The following is a 22,094-nucleotide window of genomic DNA, read 5'->3' as shown; positions in this document are numbered from 1 at the left end:
ATTTTTATTGATATGGCGTGCAAGACGAAGCCATCATCTTTCTGCGGGTACAGAGCGCCCCCGGCGGAGTCGCTATTTTTAAAATAGTGCTCACCGTTGTTATCTTCAGAGCGGCCGATGCCCGCCAGCAATTAGTGGCAACATCAGATGAATCGATTTATTTGCTTTGGGTTAACTTGTATTCGGCGTTTTTTGTGTTATATAAAGCCCTGTGATTTATAAAGATATTATTTGAATGGTCTGAAAATGATATAGCTATAAATAACGGAATATGCAAATGAAGCGCCAATTATGGACAAGTTAACCCCTTCTGAATTGAATAGTTTTCTGCCGGTTTGTACAGCTTGCGCGAGGGTGCTGAGCCTTGTGGCATAAGGCTTTGCTGTTTTTGCCTGTCATTTGTTAAATATAATACCAAAGCATTTATTTGAATATATTTGATATTTTAGAATGTAAATGGGTATTTAATTAAGGCGGGCTTAATTGTTAATTCAGGTGGGGTTAAGAAATTATTTATACGATATATTATGTTTGTGACCGAATTAAAAATAAAAATGGCGGGCGGTGAAGAGTGTGCTATTAGAGACAGGAATTAAGCCTGCGTTAATTATTATCTGAATCTACCGTTCACTGATGACGGATGGCATAGGCCATAAGTATGATTTCGGCTGTCATTTCAACTGCGTTTTCTGCGAATAGAATCGGACGCTCGGGCGTTTACTCCTTGTTGACCTGCCCACCTCCACCAGGAGTAGAAAATGAACGCATCCTCAGTCCGTACCTTTACCCGTCCTCTGGCTATCCCGGTACTGTTATTTTTGTTACAGACCCCGCAGGGCTTTGCCATGGGCAATACTGATACTGAAAGCAAAACGCCGGACTGCCCCTCAGGGCAGGTCTACGACAGTGTGAGTAAGAAGTGTGTCCCGGAGAAAACCAGCAGCCTCAGCGATGAGGACAAAACCAATTATGCGTACCACCTCGCGAAAAAAGGCGAGTATCAGGCGGCATTGAACCTGCTGGATACGTTAAAAAACGCCAACACGGCCGAGGCGTGGAACTACCGTGGCTATGCGACCCGCAAACTGGGGCGCACGGATGAAGGCATTGGCTATTACCAGCGATCGCTCGCCCTGCAGCCCAACTATGCCAAAGCGCGGGAGTATCTGGGGGAAGCATGGATGGTAAAAGGTCGCCCGGATCTGGCGAAAGAGCAGCTTAAAGTCATTGCCGGGATCTGCGGCCAGGATTGCGAAGAGTACCGCGATCTGCAGGCGGCAATCGACGGGCATCCGGAGTCCTGATCTCTGCGGGAGGGGGAGAAAATCACAACCAGTGACGTTCGCCAACAGCTGGCGGCACATCTGACGCGTCTCTGGCGCTACGGACTGGTGCTGTCGCGCAACCGGGATCTGGCTGAAGAGTTGGTTCAGTCCACCTGCGTCCGCGCGCTCGAAAGGAGCGCGCAATATACGCCGGGCACGCGGATTGACCGTTGGCTGTTCTCGATTTTGCACTCGATCTGGATCTCCGAACTGCGCGCGCGCCACGTCCGCCAGGGGCAGGGGTTTGTCCCTGGCGAAGATCTGATCGCCCCGGATACCCACGGGCAGGATGACGATCGTCTGCATTATCAGCAAATCATGCAGAGGGTGAATGACCTCCCGGAAGCCCAGCGCAACACGCTGTTTTTAGTCTATGTCGAAGGATTTACCTACCAGGAGGCGGCGGATACGCTGTCGGTTCCCATTGGCACCATTATGAGCCGACTGGCAACGGCGCGGGCGCGGCTCGCCAAAACGGTGGATGTCCGTCCGGTGGCGAAGGAGAAACGCTCATGAACTCGTTACGTTTTACGCCCCCTTATCACGACGATGCGATTATCGCCTGGCTGGATGGCGAGATGGAGAGCGCCGACGCCCGTGTTTTTGAAGCACAACTGTGTGTGGATACCTCCCTGGCACAGCGCATGGAGACGCTGAAAAACAGCCATCAGGACTATCAGCAGGCGTTTGCCCCGTTGCTGAAAGAGGCACCCGAAGCGCAGATGCAGCAGCGGCTCGATAACTATCTTGCAGGCGCGCGCGCAGGCGTCAGCCGACGTGCGCTGATTGCCGCGTCACTGAGTTTCCTGGCGATCGGTTCCGGGCTGGGGTATCTGGCGCGCCCTATGGCGGTGATAATGAGTGAGAACGAGCAGATTCGCGATCTTGAAGCTCAGTATATGTCGCTTTACAGCGCTGAAACCCTGCTGGATGTCGACAACTCGCCGTCGGTGATTGCCCAGGGGATCCAGCGAACCGCCCAGGATATCGGCCTGAAAGTGAATGAGCAGCAGCTGGCTCTTGCGGGCGCCGAGCTGAAGATGGTGCGGATGCTGCGCTACGACAGCACCGCTATCGCGCAGATCGTCTGGCTGCACGCGGATTTCGGCCCGCTGGCGCTGTGCATTTCGCCTCTTGAGAAGGCCGTTGTCACGGATATCAAAAACGAGCAACGGCACAGCATGAATATTGCCTGGTGGAACGACAGTGACTATCAGTATGTGCTGATTGGCCGCACCCCGTCGAAGGCGCTCACCGCCAGCGCACGCCAGCTGCAGTTAAGGCTCTTATGACGCGTGGGCGTCGATCGCAATTTTTATCGCGATGCGGTCATCTACCACCATCGCGAATTTATCCATGTGATAGGCGGAGCGTGAGATGGCGGTGGTGGCATTAAGGGAGATTGCCTCCGCCGCGTTGTCTTCGTCCAGAGTCGCTTCCAGGATCACCGGGCGCTGAATATCTTTGACCTTTAGCGAGCCAAACACTCTGTAATGGCCAGCGCCCAGCTCCACCACGCGGGTACTGCTGAACCTGATCGTAGGGTAGCGCGCGGCATCGAAAAACATATCGCTCTTGAGCCGCCAGGTGAGCAGACGGTTAGAGGCCACCAGCGTGGCGACGGGAATGGTCACATCAATGCGATCGGCAAATTCATTGGTTGGGTCCAGCGTGACGTTTCCCGTCACGCCATTGAGATTCGCCCAGGAAAGGATGCCGCCAAAGGCATGCCACGACAGGGTGATGGGCGTTTTTTCGCTGTTAATGGCATAGGTAACCGGCATTGCGTAGAGGGCAGGGCACAGCAGCATAACCATGAGCAGGGTGACAGAGCGAATCATGAGGCAATCTCCAGTAGGCGGGCAAGGTGTAAACGCGCAGTCAGGGAGATTTATTCGCAGGAATCAGAAATAAAAAAGGCCGCGACGGCGGCCTTTATCGGGGGGAGAAAACTTATTCAGTGACTTTCTTTTCCAGCGACGAAGCGCCTTCTTTGGTTTTGTTCCAGCCTTTCTCCGTCCCTTCTTTAGTGGCATCCCAGCCCTTCTCGGTGCCTTCTTTGGTTTTATGCCAGGCTTTCTGGGAGTCTTCACTCACTTTGCTGCCGAAGCTTTCGCTTTTACCTTCAGCGGCGTGTTTGGATTTGAGCTTCAGCTCTTCACCTTTGTTCTGCTCTTCATGCAGTTTTTGTTTCGCGTCATTGGCGTTCGCTTTCGCGGCGGCAACGGTGTCGTCGGTTGCGTGTGTGGTTGCGGCAAAAACTGGTGAAGCCAGCAGAAGTGCAGATAATGCAATAATTGTCTTTTTCATAATATCCTCAATTCACGTTATTCATGTTATGAGCGTGATTAAGAATGGCACGAGCGAAGCGGCATGGCTTTAGGAAAAAACTGTAAGTGGATCAAGGGTGAAAATTCAGGCGTGCGTTAAAGATGTTTATCACCTCTGCCAACAAGAGATATTCCGCCGCGCTTTAAGACAGATTCAGGCCACTTATAAATAGGGCGCAGGGTAATCGTGGCGGGTAAATGCCACAGGGTAGGGCGTCGGTTTACTGGCTCAGTATCCAGCAGGCTGCGCCTGTCATTTACGGCACACAGTCACGCAGTTATGTGCGCGTTTTTCTCTGTTCACGATAACAATCGCTGAAAAATTTCAGCCGGTGGCCGATAAACACGTTAGGGTTCTCGTGAAAGGAGCATTGCGTTGTGTGGTGTTTGCCGGGCGAGACGAAATTCTGGAATATTGAACGATTCCATTATTAATGATTTCGGTGAGAAATCACAAAAGCAGCATCAGTCCTTAACGTTTTAATGATGAAAATTAGCGAGCCGAAACGCATATTGAATGTTTAAAAAAAAATGGAGCCTGTCAGGGACAAATACCGCTTACTTTTGGTGTAATATTATTACAGCCTTGCCAGAAGTAACTGATTCCAGGGGCGTTGTTATTGCCGATGACTTTGCTTGTAAGGACGGTGTTACTTATTACTGTAAGTAAACGTAGGGTCAGGGATGCCAACACTTCCTTGTAGATGTCTTGAAAAGTTTGTCGGGTGAGAAAAATCATGTGAACACAGGTTTTGGCTACCCTTATTTTTTCTGGATAAATCAATAAAAAAACAGGAGATATCACATGGTCAGTAAGTCATTGATAACCAGCCTCAATAATATTAAAGGCCTGGATTTAAATCTTTTACTCACATTTGAAGCCGTTTATCAGCACAGAAGTGTCACCAAAGCTGCGGGTCTGTTAAACATTTCGCCGCCAGCAATCAGCCAGTCACTTACCAAGCTCCGGGAGTTTTTTGGCGATCCGCTCTTTGTGCGTGAAGGTAAGGGGCTGGTGGTAACAACGACGGCCGAGAGCCTGCATGCGCTGCTAAGCGAACATTTCCATGCCCTGCTGGATAACCTCAATAACTTCTCCGATAAAAACATCAAATCACGGTTCGTCATTCATGCCACGCCGTATGCGGCCTTACGCATCCTGCCTGAGATTTTCGCGATGATCGAAAAAAGTGGGATTAACTGTGAGATCGTCCATCTTAGCTCGGACCCGAATTTTGATAATGCTGAAGATATTCTTATCTATCGCAAAGCCGATATCATTTTTGATACCACCTCACACTATGGATTCTCAACCATCACTGAGCCGTACACGGTCGAAAAAGCGGTCGCCATTTGTCGTAAGGATCATCCGCGATTGAAAGATAAGCTTACGCACGAAAGTATGAAAACTGAGAAATCCACCTTTTTGAATATCAAATCAAACGGCTTACAACAAACACAATCGGATATTGAGAATTATTTCGGGGAAAGAACCTTCTCATTTTCGAGTAGCTCATTACATGTCAATGCCTCTATCGTTGAACGTTCGGATTCAGTGAGCTTTATTCCAGAGTGGTTTGCGCGGAAGTTTTCAGATATTTATAACTTTAAAATACTGGATTGCGATTTTTCGCCGCAGCCGGTAAATATATTCATGACCTACAATAAAGCATCGTTGAGAAACAATAACTTCGTGGGGTTATTAAATATCATAAAAGAATGTAAAATTTCTTTTAAATGAAAGGAGTACAAGAAAATGCTCAACTGGCATTTTCTTGTACGTAGAGTTTTGAGATCAACAGCGTGACGGCGTTAACAATCTGTCTACTTACTTGTAAGCAACTGCCATTTGAATTGCACTTGAAACACTGCCCGGAGTAACGGCAGAGCCTTTACCATCATTCTTGACATGAGTTTTTAAGTTAAAAGATGCAGCATGTGTTGCATAGTCAATGTTAACGTTCATTGACTTTCCATTGCCAACATTTGCGGAGGAATAGCTGGTGACCAGTTCCACCTCAACATTTTTTGCCGTACCCGAGTTAGCATAGTAATCGGTATTAGAGGCGGTGCCAGAGAATGTAGCGGTGGCGCTTGTCGTTGTCGCCGGGCAGTTGGTCAGATTGACCGAGAAGCTGACATAATCAGATGAGGTGCCGGTTGCCGCTAACTTCGTGGCATCAATATCGCCCAGGTCGACGTTTTTCACGGCTTCTATAGTACATGGCGAAGCCACAACGGTGCCGGTAATATTGATTGTCGAATCAGCAGCATGTGCATTACCTGACATTGCTAATAAAGCAAGGGGCACTAACCCCAGAGAAATTAACGTATTTTTGCGACTAGATTTTCCCTTCATTATAAATCCTTAATATAACTTTGTTGATGGTATTCAAACGATTAACGTCCGAGAGGAACAAGAGAAGACTCCTGAACGGTACTTAATACAAATATAGGAAACTTTAGAAAAGTAACGGCTATTACGCACTGCAAGAAGATTATCATTCCATCGTAAATAAAGTCTCTTAATCATGCATTAAGGTCCGCTTAATGATTTGAAACACCTTGTAATATCAGCACGTTACCTTTGTGAAGTGCATTTAAGGCTACCGGTGCTTTAAATTAGATGACGACAAAGCTCATTCAACTAAATATTATGGCGCCAGTGGAGTGCACCACCTGGTTTTAAACACAAACCGTTATCAGAAGTCGTTCTACTGAAGGTCTGCACCACTATATCTGTGTTACTACATGAATTAATTCCCAAGTGAATGGGTTAGTCTCTAAATAAAGGATGTAAAATGAAATTTGTTAAATTAGCAGTCCCTGCGCTGATCGTTGCTGGCATGTTTAGCTCTGCTGCTATGGCAAGCGATGGCACCATTAATTTCACCGGTGATATCGTCAACGCACCTTGTGTCGTTTCCACTGACACGCAAAATCAGAACGTGAACCTGGGTCAGGTGAAGTCTTCTGCCTTTGCAAAAGCGAAAGATTCTTCAGCTTACAAAGATTTTCAAATCGTTCTGGAAGAGTGCACCACCACCACGCTGAAGAGCACCAACATTACCTTCCGCGGTTCAAGTGATGAAGTGAATAAGGACCTGTTAAGCATCGGTGGTCAGTCTGGTGCCGCTAAAGGCGTGGGCATTGAAATTTCTGATGCGACCACTGCTACCGTCATTCCACTGAACAAGGCCAGCTCCGACTTTGCTCTGAAGGATGGTCAAAATACGCTGATGTTCAAAGCGCGCTACGTCGCTACCGCAATACCAGTTGTTTCTGGTCACGCAAATTCTCAGGCTGAATTCCAGCTCGCCTATAAGTAAATAATTCAGGGCACCAACATCCGTTGGTGCCCGCCTTTGAGGAATTAATTGTGAAATTCAACGTAAAATATCTTGCTGCTGGTTTAATGCTGGCTGCGGCGGCGCCGTCTGCATTCGCTGTGGGTGGCGTGGTCGTGGGTTCTACGCGAGTGGTATATGATGCTAAAAATAAAGAAGCATCACTTACCGTATCTAACAAAACTGAAAAACAGTATTTCCTTATTCAATCCTGGGTTGATGACAGCAACGGAAATAAAAATGTTCCCTTTTCGTTAACGCCACCGTTATTTCGCTTAAATGCTGGCAAAGAAAATATGCTGCGTATTATCAAAACGCCGGGCGATCTTCCTGCCGATCGTGAATCTGTGTTCTGGGTTAACGTAAAAGCGATTCCACCAGCGCCAGAAGAAGGCGAATCACAGAATGTGCTGCAACTGGCGATTAAAACACGAATTAAGCTTTTCTATCGCCCAACAAGCTTAACGACAAAAGTCGAAGATGCGCCAGCACAGCTGCAATGGTTCCACTCAGGCAATAAATTACTGGTGAAAAATCCATCCGAGTATGCGGTGACGTTGGATAAGGTGAGTATTAATGGTAACGACGTAAAAGACGTCAATATGGTTTTACCAAAAGGCGAAGCAACCTATGAGTTCCCTGCTGCTGCGGGTAATTCTCAGGAATTGCAGTTTACGGCGATAACGGATTACGGCGGAAGCACCAATCCTGTCAAAGCCGCGATTAAGTAATCCTCTTTTTTCAATGGAATCATGATCAAGAGATAGTGAATGTCACACGTTAAAATATCCACAATGGATTACAATTTTTTCAAAAATACGTATAAAAAGAAAAAATTTGGATATTTTGCTATGGGTAGCATCGTCCTGGCTGCTTTTTCGCAGGGCTGTTACGCCGAAGCTAATTTCAATCCAGCATTTCTTGAACATGTTGATGGCGACGTAGCCGACCTGTCGGCATTTGCTTCCGACAACGGCGGTCAACAACCAGGGAGATACCTGGTTGATATTATTGTCAACGATGCCAAAGTTGATCACCGCTATGTTGAGTTTATCGCAACGCCACAGAACGGTACGGATATTGATAAAGAGAAATCGGTTGGCCTTACTCCCTGCTTTACGCAAGAGGAGCTTGAGTCTTATGGGGTGAAGTTTCCGAAAAAGGCCGATGAGCAAGCATCGAACGACGAGAGCGATGCCGCTGAAGTCAAGCCAAAGGAAGCCGCCACTAAAGCAGAATGTTCACTGACGTTGCTTACCGTAAAAGACGCGACATCTGAGTTTGATTTTGGGCAACAACGATTGCTCATTACCATCCCACAGGCATTGATTGCACAAAATGCCCGGGGCTACGTTGATCCTAAAAACTGGGACGATGGAATCACCGCGCTGCTGCTCGACTATGATTTTTCGGGCGCAAACGAGAAGCAAAAAGATCACGGTTCGTCGTTCTCCTCGAGTTCTTCGGACTCTTCGGAATCCGGCTCAGAAAGTAACAGCAGCGATAATAGCTATTACCTGAACCTACGCTCCGGTTTCAATCTCGGCCCGTGGAGATATCGCAACAACTCCGCGCTGAATAAAAGCAACGGTGAACGCAAGTGGCAAAGCATCAATAACTACGTGCAGCGTAGTATTGTGTTTCTGAAATCGCAGCTGGTGATGGGGGATAGTTTCTCCACATCAGATATCTTTGACGGCCAGCAGTTCAGAGGCGTCCAGATTGCTTCTGACGATGAAATGCTACCGGACAGCCTGCAAGGGTTTGCGCCCATCGTCAGGGGCATCGCGAAAACGAACGCCCAGGTCACCATTAGCCAAAATGGATACGTTATCTATCAAAGCTATGTGTCACCCGGTGCATTCGAAATTTCGGATCTCTATCCCAGCGGTAACAGCGGCGATCTGACGGTGGAAGTAAAGGAAAGCGACGGAAGTTTGCAAACCTTTGTCCAGCCATATGCGTCAGTACCTGTGTTACAGCGTGAAGGGCGCACGAAATATAGCGTAACGGCGGGTGAATACCGCGACGGCTATGGCGGTGCTACGCCGACCTTTGGGCAATTTACGTTGATTCACGGCTTTGCAAAAGGCCTGACGATGTATACCGGTATGCAGGGAAGTAAAAACTACGCTGCGCTGGCGCTCGGTGTGGGGAGTAACTTAGGCGAAATTGGCGCCGTTTCATTGGATGTGACACAGGCAAAAACAGATCTGCCTGATGGTGTCACTGAGAAGGGGCAGTCGTATCGTTTCCTGTTTGCAAAATCATTCGTGAACAGCGGAACCGATTTTAGATTATTGGGTTATCGTTATTCCACCAGTGGTTTCTATACCCTTCAGGAGTCTGTTGACCTTAATGATGAAGATAACAGCCTCGCAAAATTTGATATACGTACTCATAAGCGGAGCAAAATAGAAGGGTCGATTAACCAGTCATTACCGGAAGAGATGGGTTCATTCTATTTTTCGGCCAGTGTACAGGATTATTGGGGCGATGATTCAAAGGAACAAACGTTGCAATGGGGTTATAGCAATGTCTGGAACGGTATTGCGTATAACCTGGCGTTTAATAACAGCTATATCTCCGGTCAGGATAGTGATAAACAATTTACGCTGAGTGTATCGTTACCTTTAGACCGCTGGCTGAAAGGCTCATGGGCAACCTATAACATGACCCATGACAGTAATGGGCAAGTCACCCAGCAGGCGGGTATTAGCGGCACGTTACTGAATGATAACAACCTTAATTACAGTGTGAGTCAAAGCCAGGGCAATAAAGGCCAGGGTGGCTCAGGCAATACCAATATTATGTATCAAGGGCGTTATGGTAACGCGAACGTTGGCTATAGCTATAACAAATATTCTAATCGCCTGAATTATGGCTTGAAAGGTGGAGCCGTTGTTCATAGTGGCGGTATCACGCTTTCTCAACCCTTAGGCGAGACAGTGGCTTTAGTTGCTGCGCCAGGCTCAGGTGATACCAGAATAAAGAATACCAACGGCATCCATACCGATGAAGAGGGTTACGCGGTACTGACGTATATTTCACCTTATCGTCGAAATACGGTTTCTCTTGATACCACAAGTTTACGACAGAATGTGGAATTAGATGAAAGCGCCAAAGATGTCGTGCCGACACGCGGTGCCGTAGTTAAAGCGTCATTCGTTACGCATATCGGTTATCGCGTAATGATGCAAATAAAACAAAATAATGGAAAGTTTTTGCCCTTTGGTACCTCTGTTTCCCTCCAGAACAACGATGGTGGAATTTCAGCAGGTTTAGTCGGTGAAGCGGGCGAAGCTTATTTAAGTGGACTCCCGGCTAAGGGATCGCTTCTCGCGCAATGGGGTAAAGGAGTTGGGGAATCCTGTACGGTAAATTACCAAATCCCTGACAGTCCAGCGGAAATTGACATCATCAGTCTTAAAGAAATTTGTGAAGTTCACTAATTTCATACATTAACTCAACGTAAGTAAGGAAAAATCATGAACATGAATGGAAAAAAAATCGCGTTGTTCGCGCTGTCGGCGATTGCGCTTAGTGGTGCAATGGGGTCTAACGCTTTTGCTGCAGACAGCACTGTGAACGTAAAAGCGAATATCGTTTCGCCGACCTGCGTCGTGTCGACGGATTCAAAAACCGTCTCTATTCCTTTGGGTGAGGTTCAGGCAAACACCATTGCGGCCGCAAAAAGCTTTTCATCATGGTCGACTAACTACACGCTTAACCTGACGGGCTGCCCAAGCGTCACCACCAAGGTCAATGCGACCTTCGCCGGGACTGCGGATACCAACGACGCGAATGGCTATGCCAACGCGGCGTCAGGTGGTTCGAAAGCCGTGAGTACGCAGCTGGCGAAAACCGACGGCACAACGTTCCTGAAGAACGGCGCCAGCTATGGCAACGTGACGGTAGACAAGGGGAACGCCAGTTTTACGGTTAAAGCCCGTCTCTACAGCGAAAAAGGTGCTGTTGCGCCAGGTGCGGTAAGTTCTGCTGTGCAGGTTACTTTCACCTATAGCTAAGCGGCTACGGATAAGTGAGCAAAGGATGGTGAAAACAATCGTGACGGCGTTCTTTGTAGTGTTGCTTATATCGGCGTCGAATGCCTTTGCCGATGAAGGAACAGCATTGAATATATCTGCCAATATCGTGGCCTCTCCCTGTACGTTATCGGAAGACACGGTACATGGTAATGTTCCGCTGGGCAGTTTTTATACTAACGAACTGAGTAATCGCGGGGATGCAACGGGCTGGGTGCCTTTTGCATTGAAATTGACGGAGTGCCCGGTGACGACAACAGCGGTTTCTGTCGTCTTCACGGGCGATGCCGACGAGAGTAACCCTGATTTCTTTAAAAACATGGGAAGCAGTTCTCATGTGGCGATTGAAATCAAAGACACCGGCGGCAGTATTGTCCGGAATGGCGCCACTCGTACGATTACCGTCAACCCATCACATGATGCCGTACTGGATTTGCAATCCCGAATGGTTACCCCGCAGGGGAGTGCCACCGCGGGTTCTGTGACAGGATTAGTCGAGCTCTCTTTCTCCTATCAATAACGCTGGGCAGCATCCAGGATGCTGCTCAGCATTTAACAAGAAGTATGACTATGCGCAAAAAAGTAAAAAGTTTATTTATGACTTTCATCATTTTTACCTTATTCCCAGCGATCGCCAACGCGGGAATTGCGCTAGGTGGCACAAGGCTCATTTACGATGCGCGCGAGAAATCTGCCGCTATAGATGTATTAAATACGGAACAACAAATTTATCTTATTCAGGCGTGGGTAGAAGGTGCCGATAAAACCCCCGTGCCGTTTGTGCTGACACCGCCACTTTTCAAAATCAATAAAAAGAGTCAGCGCAGTTTACGCGTGATGAAAACGCAATCATCTTTGCCCGAAAATAAAGAATCCTTGTTTTGGTTAAGTGTTAAAGCTATCCCTTTAGCCGAAAAAAAAGCGGGGACGGTCGAACTTGCCGTTAAAACCAGAATAAAATTAATTTATCGTCCTAAGGGGCTGGACGAACCTGCAAGCGATATCAGTAACATACTGAAGTGGTCATTACAGCAAAATACGCTGTCTGTAGCGAATCCGACGCCCTATTACATCAGTTTTTACTCTGTGAAACTGAATGAGACGACATTAAATGATGTGAAGGTAATTGCACCTTTTTCATCCGTTAACTTCACGTTATCCGGCGTTGATCTCCACGGCGTTCTGTCATGGATGACAATTAATGACTATGGTGCGAAAAGTGAACTTTTTTCCACGCAAATTTAAACACAACTGATTAATCTGTGAGTAATGTTATGTTGAAATATAAATCTTCAGTTTCACCGGCTGTGATTATTTTAGGGCTGCTGGCGGGTGTCTGTACTGCATTATTTTGTGGTTCTGCTTCGGCAGCAGGGTCTGGTCATTGCACCCCTGGTACGACGGGTGGCCCAAAGGAATTTTCTTTTAGCTACAACAGAACGATTACGTCACCGGCGGATAATAAAACAGGTGAGACCCCTGTCGTGTATGAGTGGGATTTAGGCGACTATTATACAGCCCAATGTGATACGGATCAGTTAGGGCGGACTTTTTATTTCAAGGCGGATGCCGGGGGGGCACCTGTTGGGCATGCGAGCCAATGGTATATTCTTGATAACAACATCGAATATCAAACTGTAATCATGGTATATGATGGTGAGGGGAATACGGATAATTATTATACCGTTCCTTTTACCGACGTTCCTAATAATGTATATCATGGTATTCTAATGGGTCAGGATACAAATTTTTATACTGGAAGTAAGGGAAACGTAAAACTCTATATCAGACGTCCGTTTGTTGGTAAGCATATTATTCCCCCAACGTATCTGGCCGGAATTTATGCCACGACCACCAAAGGTTCTTATGCTTCAAGAAGTATGGCGAGTGTCACCATGTCAGGGACCGTTACCGTGCCTCAAACCTGTATTATCAATGAGGGTGACATTATCAATATCGATTTCGGTAATATTGCGCAAAATGTGTTTAACACCAAAGGGCAGCCTCCAACCGGGTTCTCTAAAAAGAGAGTCGATTTTTCGATAAAATGTTCAAACATTGCTAATGGCGTAGACGTGAGCCTTGAATTTAATGGTACGCCGGATACGACTGACTCAACGGCTGTAAAAACAGACAACAAAGATATCGCCATTCGCCTGGACGATACCTCAAACAATCCGATCAGCCCTAAGGGGGGCGAGATCCCGGTAAACTTTAACTACAACAACCAAACCGGTACCAGTGCGATGCAGCTTTATCCGATTAACTCGACTGGCAATGTGCCAAAAACAGGGATATTCAATTCCCAGGTGACGGTTACAGTGGATATACAGTAAAAAGACGAAACCGGCATGGCAGCGCAGAAGAATGAGTGTGTGATTCTCAATGAAAGGAAAATGCTGGCCATGTAACCCGCGATAACGCCAGGCATAGCCGAAGGCAGTTTTATCAGCAGCCAACAGAGCGGGAATGCCGACAGTCTGGCCCGGTGCGAGAGAGATTTTCGCACCGGGCTGGTGTAACACCGTATTTTAGCGCCTTACGCTTTTTCCCCGACATTAATAAACGCATACCTCTCTCCTGAGTTCCGCTGGAATGTAGATAGCGGATTTAAGCCAGTGAAAGGATCAGTGTCGGTACTGCCCCGCTTGAGACCCGGGTGGGACAGTCATTGTGCTCTCCGGCGACGTTATTTCGCCTGCAATTCTCTGCGCACGATTTCTGCACCGGCGCTTAATGCATCCAGCTTGCCTCGTGCGACGCCACGCGGTAGCGGGATCATGCCGCAGTTGGTGCACGGATAAAGTTTGTCGGCATCGACATACTGCAGTGCTTTTCGAAGCGTTGCAGCGACTTCTTCCGGTGTCTCAATCGTATTGGTCGCGACGTCGATGGCACCGACCATCACCTTTTTGCCGCGAATAAGCTCCATCAGCTCCATCGGAACATGCGAGTGATGGCACTCCAGAGAAATAATATCGATATTCGATTTTTGCAGTTTCGGGAAAATCTCTTCGTACTGTCTCCACTCAGTGCCCAGCGTTTTTTTCCAGTCTGTGTTGGCTTTAATGCCGTAGCCGTAGCAGATATGGACAGCCGTTTCACACTTCAGCCCTTCAATGGCTCTTTCTAATGTGGCGATACCCCAGTCATTCACTTCATCAAAAAATACGTTAAAGGCCGGCTCATCAAACTGGATAATATCGATGCCCGCCGCTTCTAATTCTTTCGCTTCTTCATTGAGAATTTTAGCGAATTCCCAGGCGAGTTTTTCACGGCTTTTATAGTGATTGTCATACAGCGTGTCGATCATGGTCATCGGTCCCGGCAGGGCCCATTTGATCGGTTGGGTGGTTTGCTTGCGCAGGAACTTCGCATCTTCAACGAAAACGGATTTCTTGCGGCTCACCGGACCCACGACGGTGGGCACACTCGCATCATAGCGGTTGCGGATCTTCACGATCTCACGCTTCTCGAAATCCACGCCCTCGAGATGCTCGATAAATGTCGTGACGAAGTGCTGGCGCGTTTGCTCGCCGTCACTGACGATATCAATGCCTGCCTGCTGCTGATCTTCCAGACATAAACGCAGGGCATCGAGTTTGCCGTCAACCAATTCCTGACCTTCCAGCTTCCACGGCGACCAGAGTGTCTCTGGCTGCGCAATCCAGGAGGGCTTAGGCAAACTGCCCGCAGTCGATGTGGGTAATAATTTTTTCATCACAGGTGACCTTATATTTTTATGGATAAATCAGATAACGGGTTCAGCAGACCATTGTTTAAGAACAGACTGATAAGGTTTTATAAATTGTTCTTCGGTAAATTTCCCTTGCTCAACAGCCAGCTGGCTACGTTCTTCCCGGTCATAAACAATGCGGGTTAATGAATAATCCTGGAAATTCAAACTTGGTTGATACTGTTTTCCCGCCCGGGAATTAGCATTGTAAATTTCAGGGCGATAAATCTTCTGGAAAGTCTCCATCGTACTGATGGTGCTGATCAGCTCAAGATCGGTGTAATCGCTGAGTAAATCGCCACTGAAGTAAAATGCCAACGGCGCAACGCTGTTTTCAGGCATGAAGTAGCGGGCGCGCAATCCCATTTTGGCGAAGTAGTCATCCGTCAGGGAAGGGGCATCCTGCTGATATTCGATGCCTAAAACTGGGTGCTGAGTACCGGTGCGATAATAGGTATTTTTGCTCGACACACTCAGGCAGATAACCGGTGTTTTACTGAAATGCGCTTTGTAAGTATCTGAACTAATAAAGCGTTTAAATATATCGCCGTGTAATACGCCAAAATTATCCGGCAGGCTAAATCCTGCTTTATCTTTATTATGTTCTGGCAATACCACGCTGAAATCATAATCGCGCACATACGAGGAAAAGTTATTCCCCAAAATGCCTTCAAAACGCTGATTGGTTTTTTTATCAAGGATACTGGTTTTTAAAATTTCAATCACCGGGAAGGCGTCTGATACTCCCTCGCCCTTGATATTCAGCTGAGCCGTAATGATGTCCAGCTCAACGGTGTAGCGGTCACTTGTGTGGTTGTCCCACTGCGCCAGAGAATTAAAGCGGTTATCGATCATCGCCAGAGTGTTGCGCAGGTTTTCCTGACGTTTCTCACCCCTGGCCAGATTGGCAAAGTTAGTGGTAATACGCGTATTTTTCGAAGGGTTATAATCTTCGTCAAAACGAATTGTCTTAAGCGAGAATGTAATGTCTTTTTTCATTTTTATCAGGTGTCCTGGCTGCTGAAAATTAATAATATTTCAGTAGTCTTCGAATTTTTATGGATACATTGCGATGTATCTTTTATGCCTGAGTCATTGAGTGAAAAACAGTGATTTAAATTCACCAAACATGAGACAAATTCATGATCCTGCCTGCGCATCACCGGGATACTTCGGCGCTGGCCGAAGCATCCCCTTTTTACCGGCAATATGCTGAGCGAAATTCATGAGAGGGCAGCAAGATGATCGCAGTACTTTTTGAGGCAGACGCACTCCCCAAAGCGCGTGAGCGCTATCTTGAACTGGCGGCAGAACTGAAGCCGTTGTTGTCGGACACACCGGGATTTATCTCCATTGAACGGTTCCAGAGCCTGAGCACACCCGGAAAAATTCTCTCGTTATCATGGTGGGAAGATGAGGAGGCGGTCGCCGGATGGAAGCAGAATATGATGCATCTGGCAGCCCAGAAAGAGGGCAAACAGTCGATTTTTTCATACTACAGAATACGCGTGGCCCGGGTATTTCGTGATTACTCGTCTGAGACATCTTCGAGCAAAGGAGCGCAACAGCATGTATGACATTCACGTTGTGCTCGATAATACTTCATATTCGCTGGCTTCCTTCGGACGCGTGCTTGGTCTTAACGGTGTCGGGCTGGAAGGGGGGGGGGTATTTATCACCCCGGACGGCGGCCACGCGCATTTTCTCATAGAAGACGGCGAGAAAGCCCGCCAGGTTCTGACTGACGCAGGCTTTGACGTGAGAAAATTGTCGCGCCCGCTGATAAGGAAATTACCCCAGAAGCAGCCGGGCGAGCTGGGAGAAATCGCGGATACTTTGGCACAGAATGGCATTCGCATTCTGGTACAGTACAGCGATCACGATAACCGGCTTATTCTGCTCACGGATGACGATATCCGGGCGGCTGAAGTCACCCAAAAATGGGCAATACACGCTGCATGAAAGTTCTTCACAACGAACACGACAGTGGGCCGGATGCGTCTCTTGAACAATCCATGTCACTGGTCGCCTCCGCCATTTCTGACCCGTCACGGGTTACTATTTTGTGCGCCCTGATGGATGGGCGCGCGTGGACAGCCACGGAACTCAGTGCGGTGGCGGGCATCGCTGCCTCCACCACCAGCGGACATCTTGCCCGGCTTCTCAGCAACGGGCTGGTGATTTGCCTGACGCAGGGACGCCACCGCTATTACAGTCTGGCAGGCCATCACATCGCCGGGCTGCTGGAGAACCTCATGAGCGTTTCCATGCGCAGCCAGACTGCTTTTACCCCGACTACGCCGGTCGTTTTGCGTTACGCCCGAACCTGTTATGACCATTTGGCCGGCGAACTGGCGGTAAAAATCTATGATTTTATGCTCCATAACCACTGGATTGAGGCTGACGGCAATGCGCTGACGCCCGCCGGGAAAGCGCATTTTCAACGTATTGGCGCAGTGCTTAATCCGCGTCCGCGCCGCAAGCCTTGCTGCCCGTGCCTCGACTGGAGTGAAAGACGTTTTCATCTGGGCGGGGATGCGGGGCAGGCACTCATGACGCTGTTACTGCAGAAAAAGTGGATCACCCACACGCAGGGCTATCGCGAAGTGACCGTAACCGGCAGCGGCAAGACCGCTCTGAGTCGACTGTTTAGTTTGGATCTGGATTAACACCAATCTGGATAAAAGGATGGAGTGACGCGGGGGCGTCTATGTGTATCGCTGGATTTGTCTTTTTGCGCGAGGGGAAAAGACAGGATTGGAGATAGGGGAGACGGCGAGGCTGATTGGGCCTAAAAGGTGCGGATTTAATTCGTTTTCTTCGGACTTCGCGGGACAAATTGCAGACACAAAAAAGCCCGCAGGGCTTGCGCCGTGCGGGCTTTCAGGACTTCTACGGATGACTCTGGAATCATCTTCGAAGGATTTTGGTGGAGCTGGGGGGATTTGAACCCCCGTCCGAAATTCCTACATACCATTTTTATCACAGTACAAACAGTGGTTTACGTTTTAAAACAGTGTGTTAGTATTTTGTGGTGTTTGTCTGTTTTATGTGTTTTCAATGCTCTGCCGCCAAATTGCCGCCATCTTGTTATGTGACATCATTAAAACGCCTTTTCATTAATTCTTTTAACTTTGTAGCTTAACATCAAAGATTTACAGAAAACTTAATCATTTTTGTTTAAGGTTCCTTCGAGTGCTTCATCATTTAAGTGCCACTCAATATTATCCAAAATTGATATAGGTTCCTTTACGCATGTCCTTAACGTCATGATTTTTCCGTATAATTCAGGATGACTTTTTTTATTGACGCCTAATATGTCTAAAATTTGAATTATGGCCATATTAACTTTGATGCACAGTAATCTTAATCTCAACAAACTAAGGTGCAAACAAACCTTTCTATTATTTATTTCCAGGTCAAGTAACTCTAGTTCAGAAATATCATCATCTATGCATAAGTAGGTACAGAGCGTTAATAAAGTTAATCTCATTCTTTTGAAGTGTTCATCTTTTTTGTTTATTCCATCATTTAACTTACGTGATAAAGTATCGTGATCCATTTTGCTTACGGATTCCAAGAAATTATCTACAAACTTATCTGTCGCATTTAAAAAGTTTGAGCTTGGTGCGAATTTAGGCCCAGTGCTTGGTGATGATGTGTGAAAGGCTTTCTTATACAAAGTGTGCGTTTTGTTGATTGTAATAGTCAGTGAATTTACATCATCCATTCTTTGTTTTGGGTTTTTTAATGGTTTTTTACTTACTTCTAATTTCGAAAAAGTTTCTGTGTAATATTTATAATGAGCGTAAAATGCATCTGATTTGTTTTTTTCTTCAGCTGTTTTTATTTGAGCTTCGACCTGATATGTTCTATGAAGGTTAGTAATTATAGCCCCGAGTGGGACTGCTGCTGCAAGGATGAATAATGGCAGTTTTGTTATGGTTAAAAAATTTGTCATGCCATCACTATCTAATTGTGGTTTGTGTCCCAGCCAAGAGAATATACCAAAATAAATGAAGCTTAGTGTTGGTGTTAATATGGAGATCCAGAATATTTTTTGACTGAAAAGATTCTCATGATTTAATTTGTACCACTCATTCTTGTATGTTAGATAAATCAAGCATAAGAGTGCAAATTGTATAAGCCGATAAAAAATAATGACAACCAAGTATTCATTAATTATTCCTTATAAGTTAACTAGAGGGTTTTTCGTTACTGCATCTTCGAGATGGTCAGGAGAAAAATGGGCATAAATCATAGTCATTTTTATATCGGCATGCCCCAAGATTTCTTTAAGAACGAGTATATTTCCGCCATTCATCATAAAATGACTAGCAAATGTGTGCCGCAGTACGTGGGTACATTGACCCTCTGGCAAATCAATACCAGCTCGCTTCACTGCTCGCTCGAAGGCCTTTCTACATGGTGTGCATAGCTTTCCTCTGTTTTTTGGGAGTTCGCTATACAGCTCCTGAGATACCGGCACGGTTCGGTTTTTCTTGCCTTTAGTCTTTGTGTAAGTGATCCGATACTTTGATAACTGATGGCCCTGCAGATTTTCTGCCTCACTCCATCGTGCGCCAGTCGCTAGGCAAATTTTTGCAATCGTAAGGAGGCTGTGGCTTTGAGAATCTGCGCAGGCATCCAATAGGCGCTTAATTTCTTCAGGAGCTAAGAACGCCAACTCGCCCTCGGCTATCTTGAACGTTGGAAGCCCAGCTAGAGGGTTGGGAGCTGACCAGTGGCCCAGCTTTTTCAGAGTGCCAAAAACTGATGAGAGGTTGCGTTGCTCAAGGTTTACCGTCCGTGGCTTAACCGGCGACATAAGCGCGCCATCTTCATTTCGCACTTCACCCTTTAACCGCGCTTCACGGTATTTCGTAAAGTCACCGGCTGTCAGTTCTGATGCCACGGGATCGCCAAGGCCATTACAGATAATGCTGAGCTTTGCCATCAGACGTTTGGGGTCTGCCAGAGTCTGCCCGTAGAGGGAATGCCACTGCTCAATCAATTCTGACAGTTTCCGCCGATCTTCCTTCTCCCCCAGCCACGGCTTTTTGTTTACTTCATCCATGGTGAAGTTTTCGAATGCTACGGCCTCGCCTTTCGTCGCAAATTGCTTGCGCACGCGTTTACCATCGCGCCCGTTCGGGTAGCACTCACATAGCCATTTCCCGTTCGGCTGCTTCCTTATCGTCATATCAAAGGCTCTTAATGATTTTTAAGGCTCTGCCTAGTACCTCAAGGTCATCCAGGCTGCATTCAAATGAGGAGTCATCTTGATGTACCACTAATCTGTTGCCAGGAAGGCGAGTGAGTTTAACGATGCTTTTGATCCCATCGATATCAACCAGCCACATTCCGTTCACTGGCGGCATTTGGCTACGGTCAACCAGGTAAGAGTCACCGTCGGTATTCACCAAAAGCAGATTACTGGATTCTGAAGGAATCAGGCTACTATCAATAATCGCTTTTCCCGCCTCAACCAAGGAACCACCCATAAGAGTCGCCTTGTCTATTTCAGGAGAAACAAGGTCTGAAAGGTGTTTAACTTTGCCAGAGTTCACGAAATTGATATCTTTTTTTGAGTCAATATTTGAACCTGGTTCACCTTGGCCAGTGGTCAGCCAAAGCAATGAAACGCCAGTTTCAAGTGCGCATTGAATTACCCATTCAGCCGGAAAGCTATCCCTTAAGTATCTGTTTGCCATGGTGCTTTTTGATGCACCTAAATGATCACACAGCTGTTGCCTGGACTTAAAATCGTAGGCAGCTATGAGCCTATGGATGGCCTCACGACCCCCAGTATTCTCGCCTGCTTTAACGTGTATCATTTTTCAACCCTATTGACGTATCAAATATTGGATCGTAGTATCTCGATGTATCAATTATTGAATTAAATAAAACAAGATAAAACGACGTAAACCAAACCTTAATCGAGAGATACTGCACTATGAGTACTGATATTTCAATTCGTGTACCAAAAGAGATGGCCACGCCTGCAGAGTTCGCGGAATGGGAAGGTATCTCCCGTGGCTCTGTTTATCAAAAAATCCACCATGGTCAGCTCGCTAAATACATGGTGAAAAAGGATAAAAACAAAGGCCGGGTATGCCTGCGCTATGCGATGTATAAAACTGATCGTATGCGCGAATCTCTTGGTCATTCCAACTTCCGCGTCATTGTTGGTCAGTAAGTTCAATTATGAGAACTTTCGAAGGGGCTAACATGTTTGATTATAAGATCTCCAAACATCCACACTTTGATGAAGCCTGCCGGGCCTTTGCTCTACGCCACAACATGGCGAAGTTGGCAGAACGAGCTGGTATGAACGTTCAAATCTTGCGTAATAAGCTCAATCCTGAGCAACCGCATCAGCTCACTGCACCAGATATCTGGCTGCTAACTGATCTCACCGAAGACTCAACGCTGGTTGATGGTTTTCTGGCGCAGATTCACTGCCTGCCATGCGTACCGACCAATGAAGTCGCTCGGGAGAAAATGCCGCAGTACGTCCTGAAAGCCACCGCCGAGATCGGCCGTGTCGCTGCCAGTGCGGTTTCTGGTGTTCAGCTAAATGCGACCACCCGCCGTCAGGTTGTTGAAAGCGTCAACTCTGTTACTCGTCTGATGGCTTTAACTGCTATTTCACTGCAGGCGCGTTTACAGGCCAACCCTGCAATGGCGAGTGTCGTCGATACCGTGACGGGCCTTGGTTCTTCGTTTGGGCTGAGCTGAGGTGTTTATGCTGAACAATGAACCCTCATTTGCGTCTCTTCTCGTTAAGCAAAGCCCGGCAATGCACTGCGGCCACGGCTGGATCATTGGGAAAGATGGTAAGCGCTGGCATCCGTGCCGCTCGCAGGATGCACTTTTGGCCGACCTGTCCACTATCCAACAGGGGAAACCATGGCTATTGAAGGTCCTGCAGCGACTGTTCCACTAAGCGCCGGTCAGCGCCTGAATGGGCTGAACCACATCGCGGAGCTGAGAGCAAAAGTGTTTGGTCTGAATATTGAGCACGAGCTGGAACGGTTTATTAATGAGATGCGCGATCCACGCGACATTAACCACAAACAGAATGAGAGGGCACTGGCCGCCATATTCTTCATGGCAAAAATTCCGGCAGAACGTCACAGCGTCAATATTAATGAGCTGACCACTGACGAAACGCAGGAGCTGATTAAAGCAATGAATCATTTTCGTGCAGTGGTGAGCTTATTTCCGAAACGGCTAACCATGCCGAATTAACCCAAAACAGAAATTAATGGCGTAAACCCGCCGGGCATTCTTTTGCCCAAATTCAG

At 47.2% G+C, this 22,094-nt stretch carries 27 protein-coding genes; 19 read left to right on the top strand and 8 right to left on the bottom strand.

Going from position 1 to position 22,094, the window contains the following annotated elements:
* Nucleotides 1-17 precede the first annotated feature (17 nt).
* The 4 genes from C0560_RS15840 (at nucleotide 18) to C0560_RS15825 (ending at nucleotide 2,617) form a co-directional block, all read left to right on the top strand.
* Nucleotides 18-215, top strand: coding sequence for a hypothetical protein (locus C0560_RS15840; RefSeq protein WP_100779228.1), 198 nt, complete (start codon nucleotides 18-20; stop codon nucleotides 213-215).
* A gap of 543 nt (nucleotides 216-758) precedes the next feature.
* Nucleotides 759-1,304 (top strand): tetratricopeptide repeat protein, encoded by a 546-nt coding sequence (locus tag C0560_RS15835; RefSeq protein ID WP_102105388.1) that lies wholly within the window; start codon nucleotides 759-761, stop codon nucleotides 1,302-1,304.
* A gap of 60 nt (nucleotides 1,305-1,364) precedes the next feature.
* Entirely contained in the window at nucleotides 1,365-1,841 is a 477-nt protein-coding gene (locus C0560_RS15830; RefSeq protein WP_231276845.1) for a sigma-70 family RNA polymerase sigma factor, read from the top strand.
* Nucleotides 1,838-2,617, top strand: a complete 780-nt coding sequence (locus tag C0560_RS15825) for an anti-sigma factor (RefSeq protein ID WP_248859026.1) — start codon at nucleotides 1,838-1,840, stop codon at nucleotides 2,615-2,617. The genes C0560_RS15830 and C0560_RS15825 overlap by 4 nt, the downstream gene beginning before the upstream one ends.
* Here the strand turns inward: C0560_RS15825 and C0560_RS15820 are convergent.
* Together C0560_RS15820 and C0560_RS15815 are read right to left on the bottom strand one after the other, a co-directional pair.
* Nucleotides 2,612-3,166, bottom strand: a complete 555-nt coding sequence (locus C0560_RS15820; protein WP_123428795.1) for a YceI family protein — start codon at nucleotides 3,164-3,166, stop codon at nucleotides 2,612-2,614. The genes C0560_RS15825 and C0560_RS15820 overlap by 6 nt on opposite strands.
* Nucleotides 3,167-3,278: 112 nt before the next feature.
* A complete protein-coding gene (locus C0560_RS15815) occupies nucleotides 3,279-3,635 on the bottom strand; it encodes a hypothetical protein (protein WP_102105384.1) in 357 nt (118 codons plus the stop codon).
* A gap of 825 nt (nucleotides 3,636-4,460) precedes the next feature.
* On the opposite strand from C0560_RS15815, the gene C0560_RS15810 reads away from it, so the two are divergent.
* The gene (locus C0560_RS15810; protein WP_123428797.1) at nucleotides 4,461-5,396 is read left to right on the top strand and encodes a LysR family transcriptional regulator; all 936 of its coding nucleotides are present in this window, start codon (nucleotides 4,461-4,463) and stop codon (nucleotides 5,394-5,396) included.
* A gap of 87 nt (nucleotides 5,397-5,483) precedes the next feature.
* Here the strand turns inward: C0560_RS15810 and C0560_RS15805 are convergent, their stop codons facing one another.
* The gene (locus C0560_RS15805; protein ID WP_142503616.1) at nucleotides 5,484-6,014 is read right to left on the bottom strand and encodes a fimbrial protein; all 531 of its coding nucleotides are present in this window, start codon (nucleotides 6,012-6,014) and stop codon (nucleotides 5,484-5,486) included.
* Between the two features lie 442 nt (nucleotides 6,015-6,456).
* Between C0560_RS15805 and C0560_RS15800 the strand changes: the two genes are divergently transcribed.
* From C0560_RS15800 to C0560_RS15770, 7 genes are read left to right on the top strand one after another with little or no spacing between them, the layout of a single operon-like run.
* Nucleotides 6,457-6,984, top strand: coding sequence for a fimbrial protein (locus tag C0560_RS15800; protein ID WP_142503617.1), 528 nt, complete (start codon nucleotides 6,457-6,459; stop codon nucleotides 6,982-6,984).
* Nucleotides 6,985-7,034: 50 nt separating this feature from the next.
* Nucleotides 7,035-7,733: a molecular chaperone gene (locus C0560_RS15795; protein WP_248859025.1), complete on the top strand. Its 699-nt coding sequence runs from the start codon at nucleotides 7,035-7,037 to the stop codon at nucleotides 7,731-7,733.
* A 39-nt stretch (nucleotides 7,734-7,772) separates the two neighbouring features.
* A complete protein-coding gene (locus C0560_RS15790; protein WP_123428802.1) occupies nucleotides 7,773-10,454 on the top strand; it encodes a fimbria/pilus outer membrane usher protein in 2,682 nt (893 codons plus the stop codon).
* Nucleotides 10,455-10,490: 36 nt separating this feature from the next.
* Complete coding sequence (locus tag C0560_RS15785) at nucleotides 10,491-11,030, top strand: fimbrial protein (protein ID WP_123428804.1); 540 nt, start codon at nucleotides 10,491-10,493, stop codon at nucleotides 11,028-11,030.
* Between the two features lie 25 nt (nucleotides 11,031-11,055).
* Complete coding sequence (locus tag C0560_RS15780) at nucleotides 11,056-11,568, top strand: fimbrial protein (protein ID WP_123428806.1); 513 nt, start codon at nucleotides 11,056-11,058, stop codon at nucleotides 11,566-11,568.
* 50 nt (nucleotides 11,569-11,618) lie between these two features.
* On the top strand, nucleotides 11,619-12,293 hold the full coding sequence (locus C0560_RS15775; RefSeq protein WP_184957384.1) for a molecular chaperone: 675 nt from the start codon (nucleotides 11,619-11,621) through the stop codon (nucleotides 12,291-12,293).
* A gap of 29 nt (nucleotides 12,294-12,322) precedes the next feature.
* Nucleotides 12,323-13,384: a fimbrial protein gene (locus C0560_RS15770; RefSeq protein ID WP_248859024.1), complete on the top strand. Its 1,062-nt coding sequence runs from the start codon at nucleotides 12,323-12,325 to the stop codon at nucleotides 13,382-13,384.
* Between the two features lie 353 nt (nucleotides 13,385-13,737).
* On the opposite strand, the gene C0560_RS15765 is transcribed toward C0560_RS15770, so the two are convergent.
* Nucleotides 13,738-14,769, bottom strand: a complete 1,032-nt coding sequence (locus C0560_RS15765) for a methionine synthase (protein WP_123428812.1) — start codon at nucleotides 14,767-14,769, stop codon at nucleotides 13,738-13,740.
* A 30-nt stretch (nucleotides 14,770-14,799) separates the two neighbouring features.
* Nucleotides 14,800-15,783: a DUF1852 domain-containing protein gene (locus tag C0560_RS15760; RefSeq protein WP_248859023.1), complete on the bottom strand. Its 984-nt coding sequence runs from the start codon at nucleotides 15,781-15,783 to the stop codon at nucleotides 14,800-14,802.
* 242 nt (nucleotides 15,784-16,025) lie between these two features.
* Between C0560_RS15760 and C0560_RS15755 the strand changes: the two genes are divergently transcribed.
* The 3 genes from C0560_RS15755 to C0560_RS15745 are packed head-to-tail and all read left to right on the top strand — an operon-like array spanning nucleotide 16,026 to nucleotide 17,453.
* Nucleotides 16,026-16,361 (top strand): antibiotic biosynthesis monooxygenase, encoded by a 336-nt coding sequence (locus C0560_RS15755; protein WP_248859022.1) that lies wholly within the window; start codon nucleotides 16,026-16,028, stop codon nucleotides 16,359-16,361.
* Complete coding sequence (locus C0560_RS15750) at nucleotides 16,354-16,746, top strand: amino acid-binding protein (RefSeq protein WP_248859021.1); 393 nt, start codon at nucleotides 16,354-16,356, stop codon at nucleotides 16,744-16,746. The genes C0560_RS15755 and C0560_RS15750 overlap by 8 nt, the downstream gene beginning before the upstream one ends.
* The gene (locus C0560_RS15745; RefSeq protein ID WP_248859019.1) at nucleotides 16,743-17,453 is read left to right on the top strand and encodes a helix-turn-helix transcriptional regulator; all 711 of its coding nucleotides are present in this window, start codon (nucleotides 16,743-16,745) and stop codon (nucleotides 17,451-17,453) included. The genes C0560_RS15750 and C0560_RS15745 overlap by 4 nt, the downstream gene beginning before the upstream one ends.
* Before the next feature lie 497 nt (nucleotides 17,454-17,950).
* Here C0560_RS15745 and C0560_RS15740 read toward each other — a convergent pair whose 3' ends face one another.
* The 3 genes from C0560_RS15740 to C0560_RS15730 form a co-directional block, all read right to left on the bottom strand.
* A complete protein-coding gene (locus C0560_RS15740) occupies nucleotides 17,951-18,745 on the bottom strand; it encodes a hypothetical protein (protein WP_248859017.1) in 795 nt (264 codons plus the stop codon).
* Nucleotides 18,746-18,973: 228 nt separating this feature from the next.
* Nucleotides 18,974-19,987 carry a site-specific integrase gene (locus C0560_RS15735; protein WP_248859015.1) on the bottom strand — a complete coding sequence of 338 codons (1,014 nt, stop codon included), beginning with the start codon at nucleotides 19,985-19,987 and terminating at the stop codon, nucleotides 18,974-18,976.
* Between the two features lies 1 nt (nucleotide 19,988).
* Nucleotides 19,989-20,621 carry a phage repressor protein CI gene (locus C0560_RS15730; protein WP_248859013.1) on the bottom strand — a complete coding sequence of 211 codons (633 nt, stop codon included), beginning with the start codon at nucleotides 20,619-20,621 and terminating at the stop codon, nucleotides 19,989-19,991.
* A gap of 119 nt (nucleotides 20,622-20,740) precedes the next feature.
* On the opposite strand from C0560_RS15730, the gene C0560_RS15725 reads away from it, so the two are divergent.
* Genes C0560_RS15725 through C0560_RS15710 form a run of 4 tightly spaced genes read left to right on the top strand, consistent with a single transcriptional unit; the run spans nucleotide 20,741 to nucleotide 22,038 of the window.
* Nucleotides 20,741-20,983, top strand: coding sequence for a Rha family transcriptional regulator (locus C0560_RS15725; RefSeq protein WP_133461120.1), 243 nt, complete (start codon nucleotides 20,741-20,743; stop codon nucleotides 20,981-20,983).
* 32 nt (nucleotides 20,984-21,015) lie between these two features.
* The gene (locus C0560_RS15720; RefSeq protein ID WP_248859011.1) at nucleotides 21,016-21,525 is read left to right on the top strand and encodes a phage regulatory CII family protein; all 510 of its coding nucleotides are present in this window, start codon (nucleotides 21,016-21,018) and stop codon (nucleotides 21,523-21,525) included.
* A 7-nt stretch (nucleotides 21,526-21,532) separates the two neighbouring features.
* On the top strand, nucleotides 21,533-21,733 hold the full coding sequence (locus C0560_RS15715) for a phage filamentation protein Fil family protein (RefSeq protein ID WP_219346842.1): 201 nt from the start codon (nucleotides 21,533-21,535) through the stop codon (nucleotides 21,731-21,733).
* Nucleotides 21,697-22,038 (top strand): DUF5347 domain-containing protein, encoded by a 342-nt coding sequence (locus tag C0560_RS15710; RefSeq protein WP_248859010.1) that lies wholly within the window; start codon nucleotides 21,697-21,699, stop codon nucleotides 22,036-22,038. The genes C0560_RS15715 and C0560_RS15710 overlap by 37 nt, the downstream gene beginning before the upstream one ends.
* The last annotated feature ends 56 nt before the right edge of the window (nucleotides 22,039-22,094 follow it).

Source organism: Lelliottia sp. AC1 (genome assembly GCF_023278595.1).
GTDB lineage: Bacteria > Pseudomonadota > Gammaproteobacteria > Enterobacterales > Enterobacteriaceae > Enterobacter > Enterobacter nimipressuralis.
Note: the sequence above shows the minus strand (reverse complement) of the source record. Positions and strands in the feature narration are given on the sequence as shown.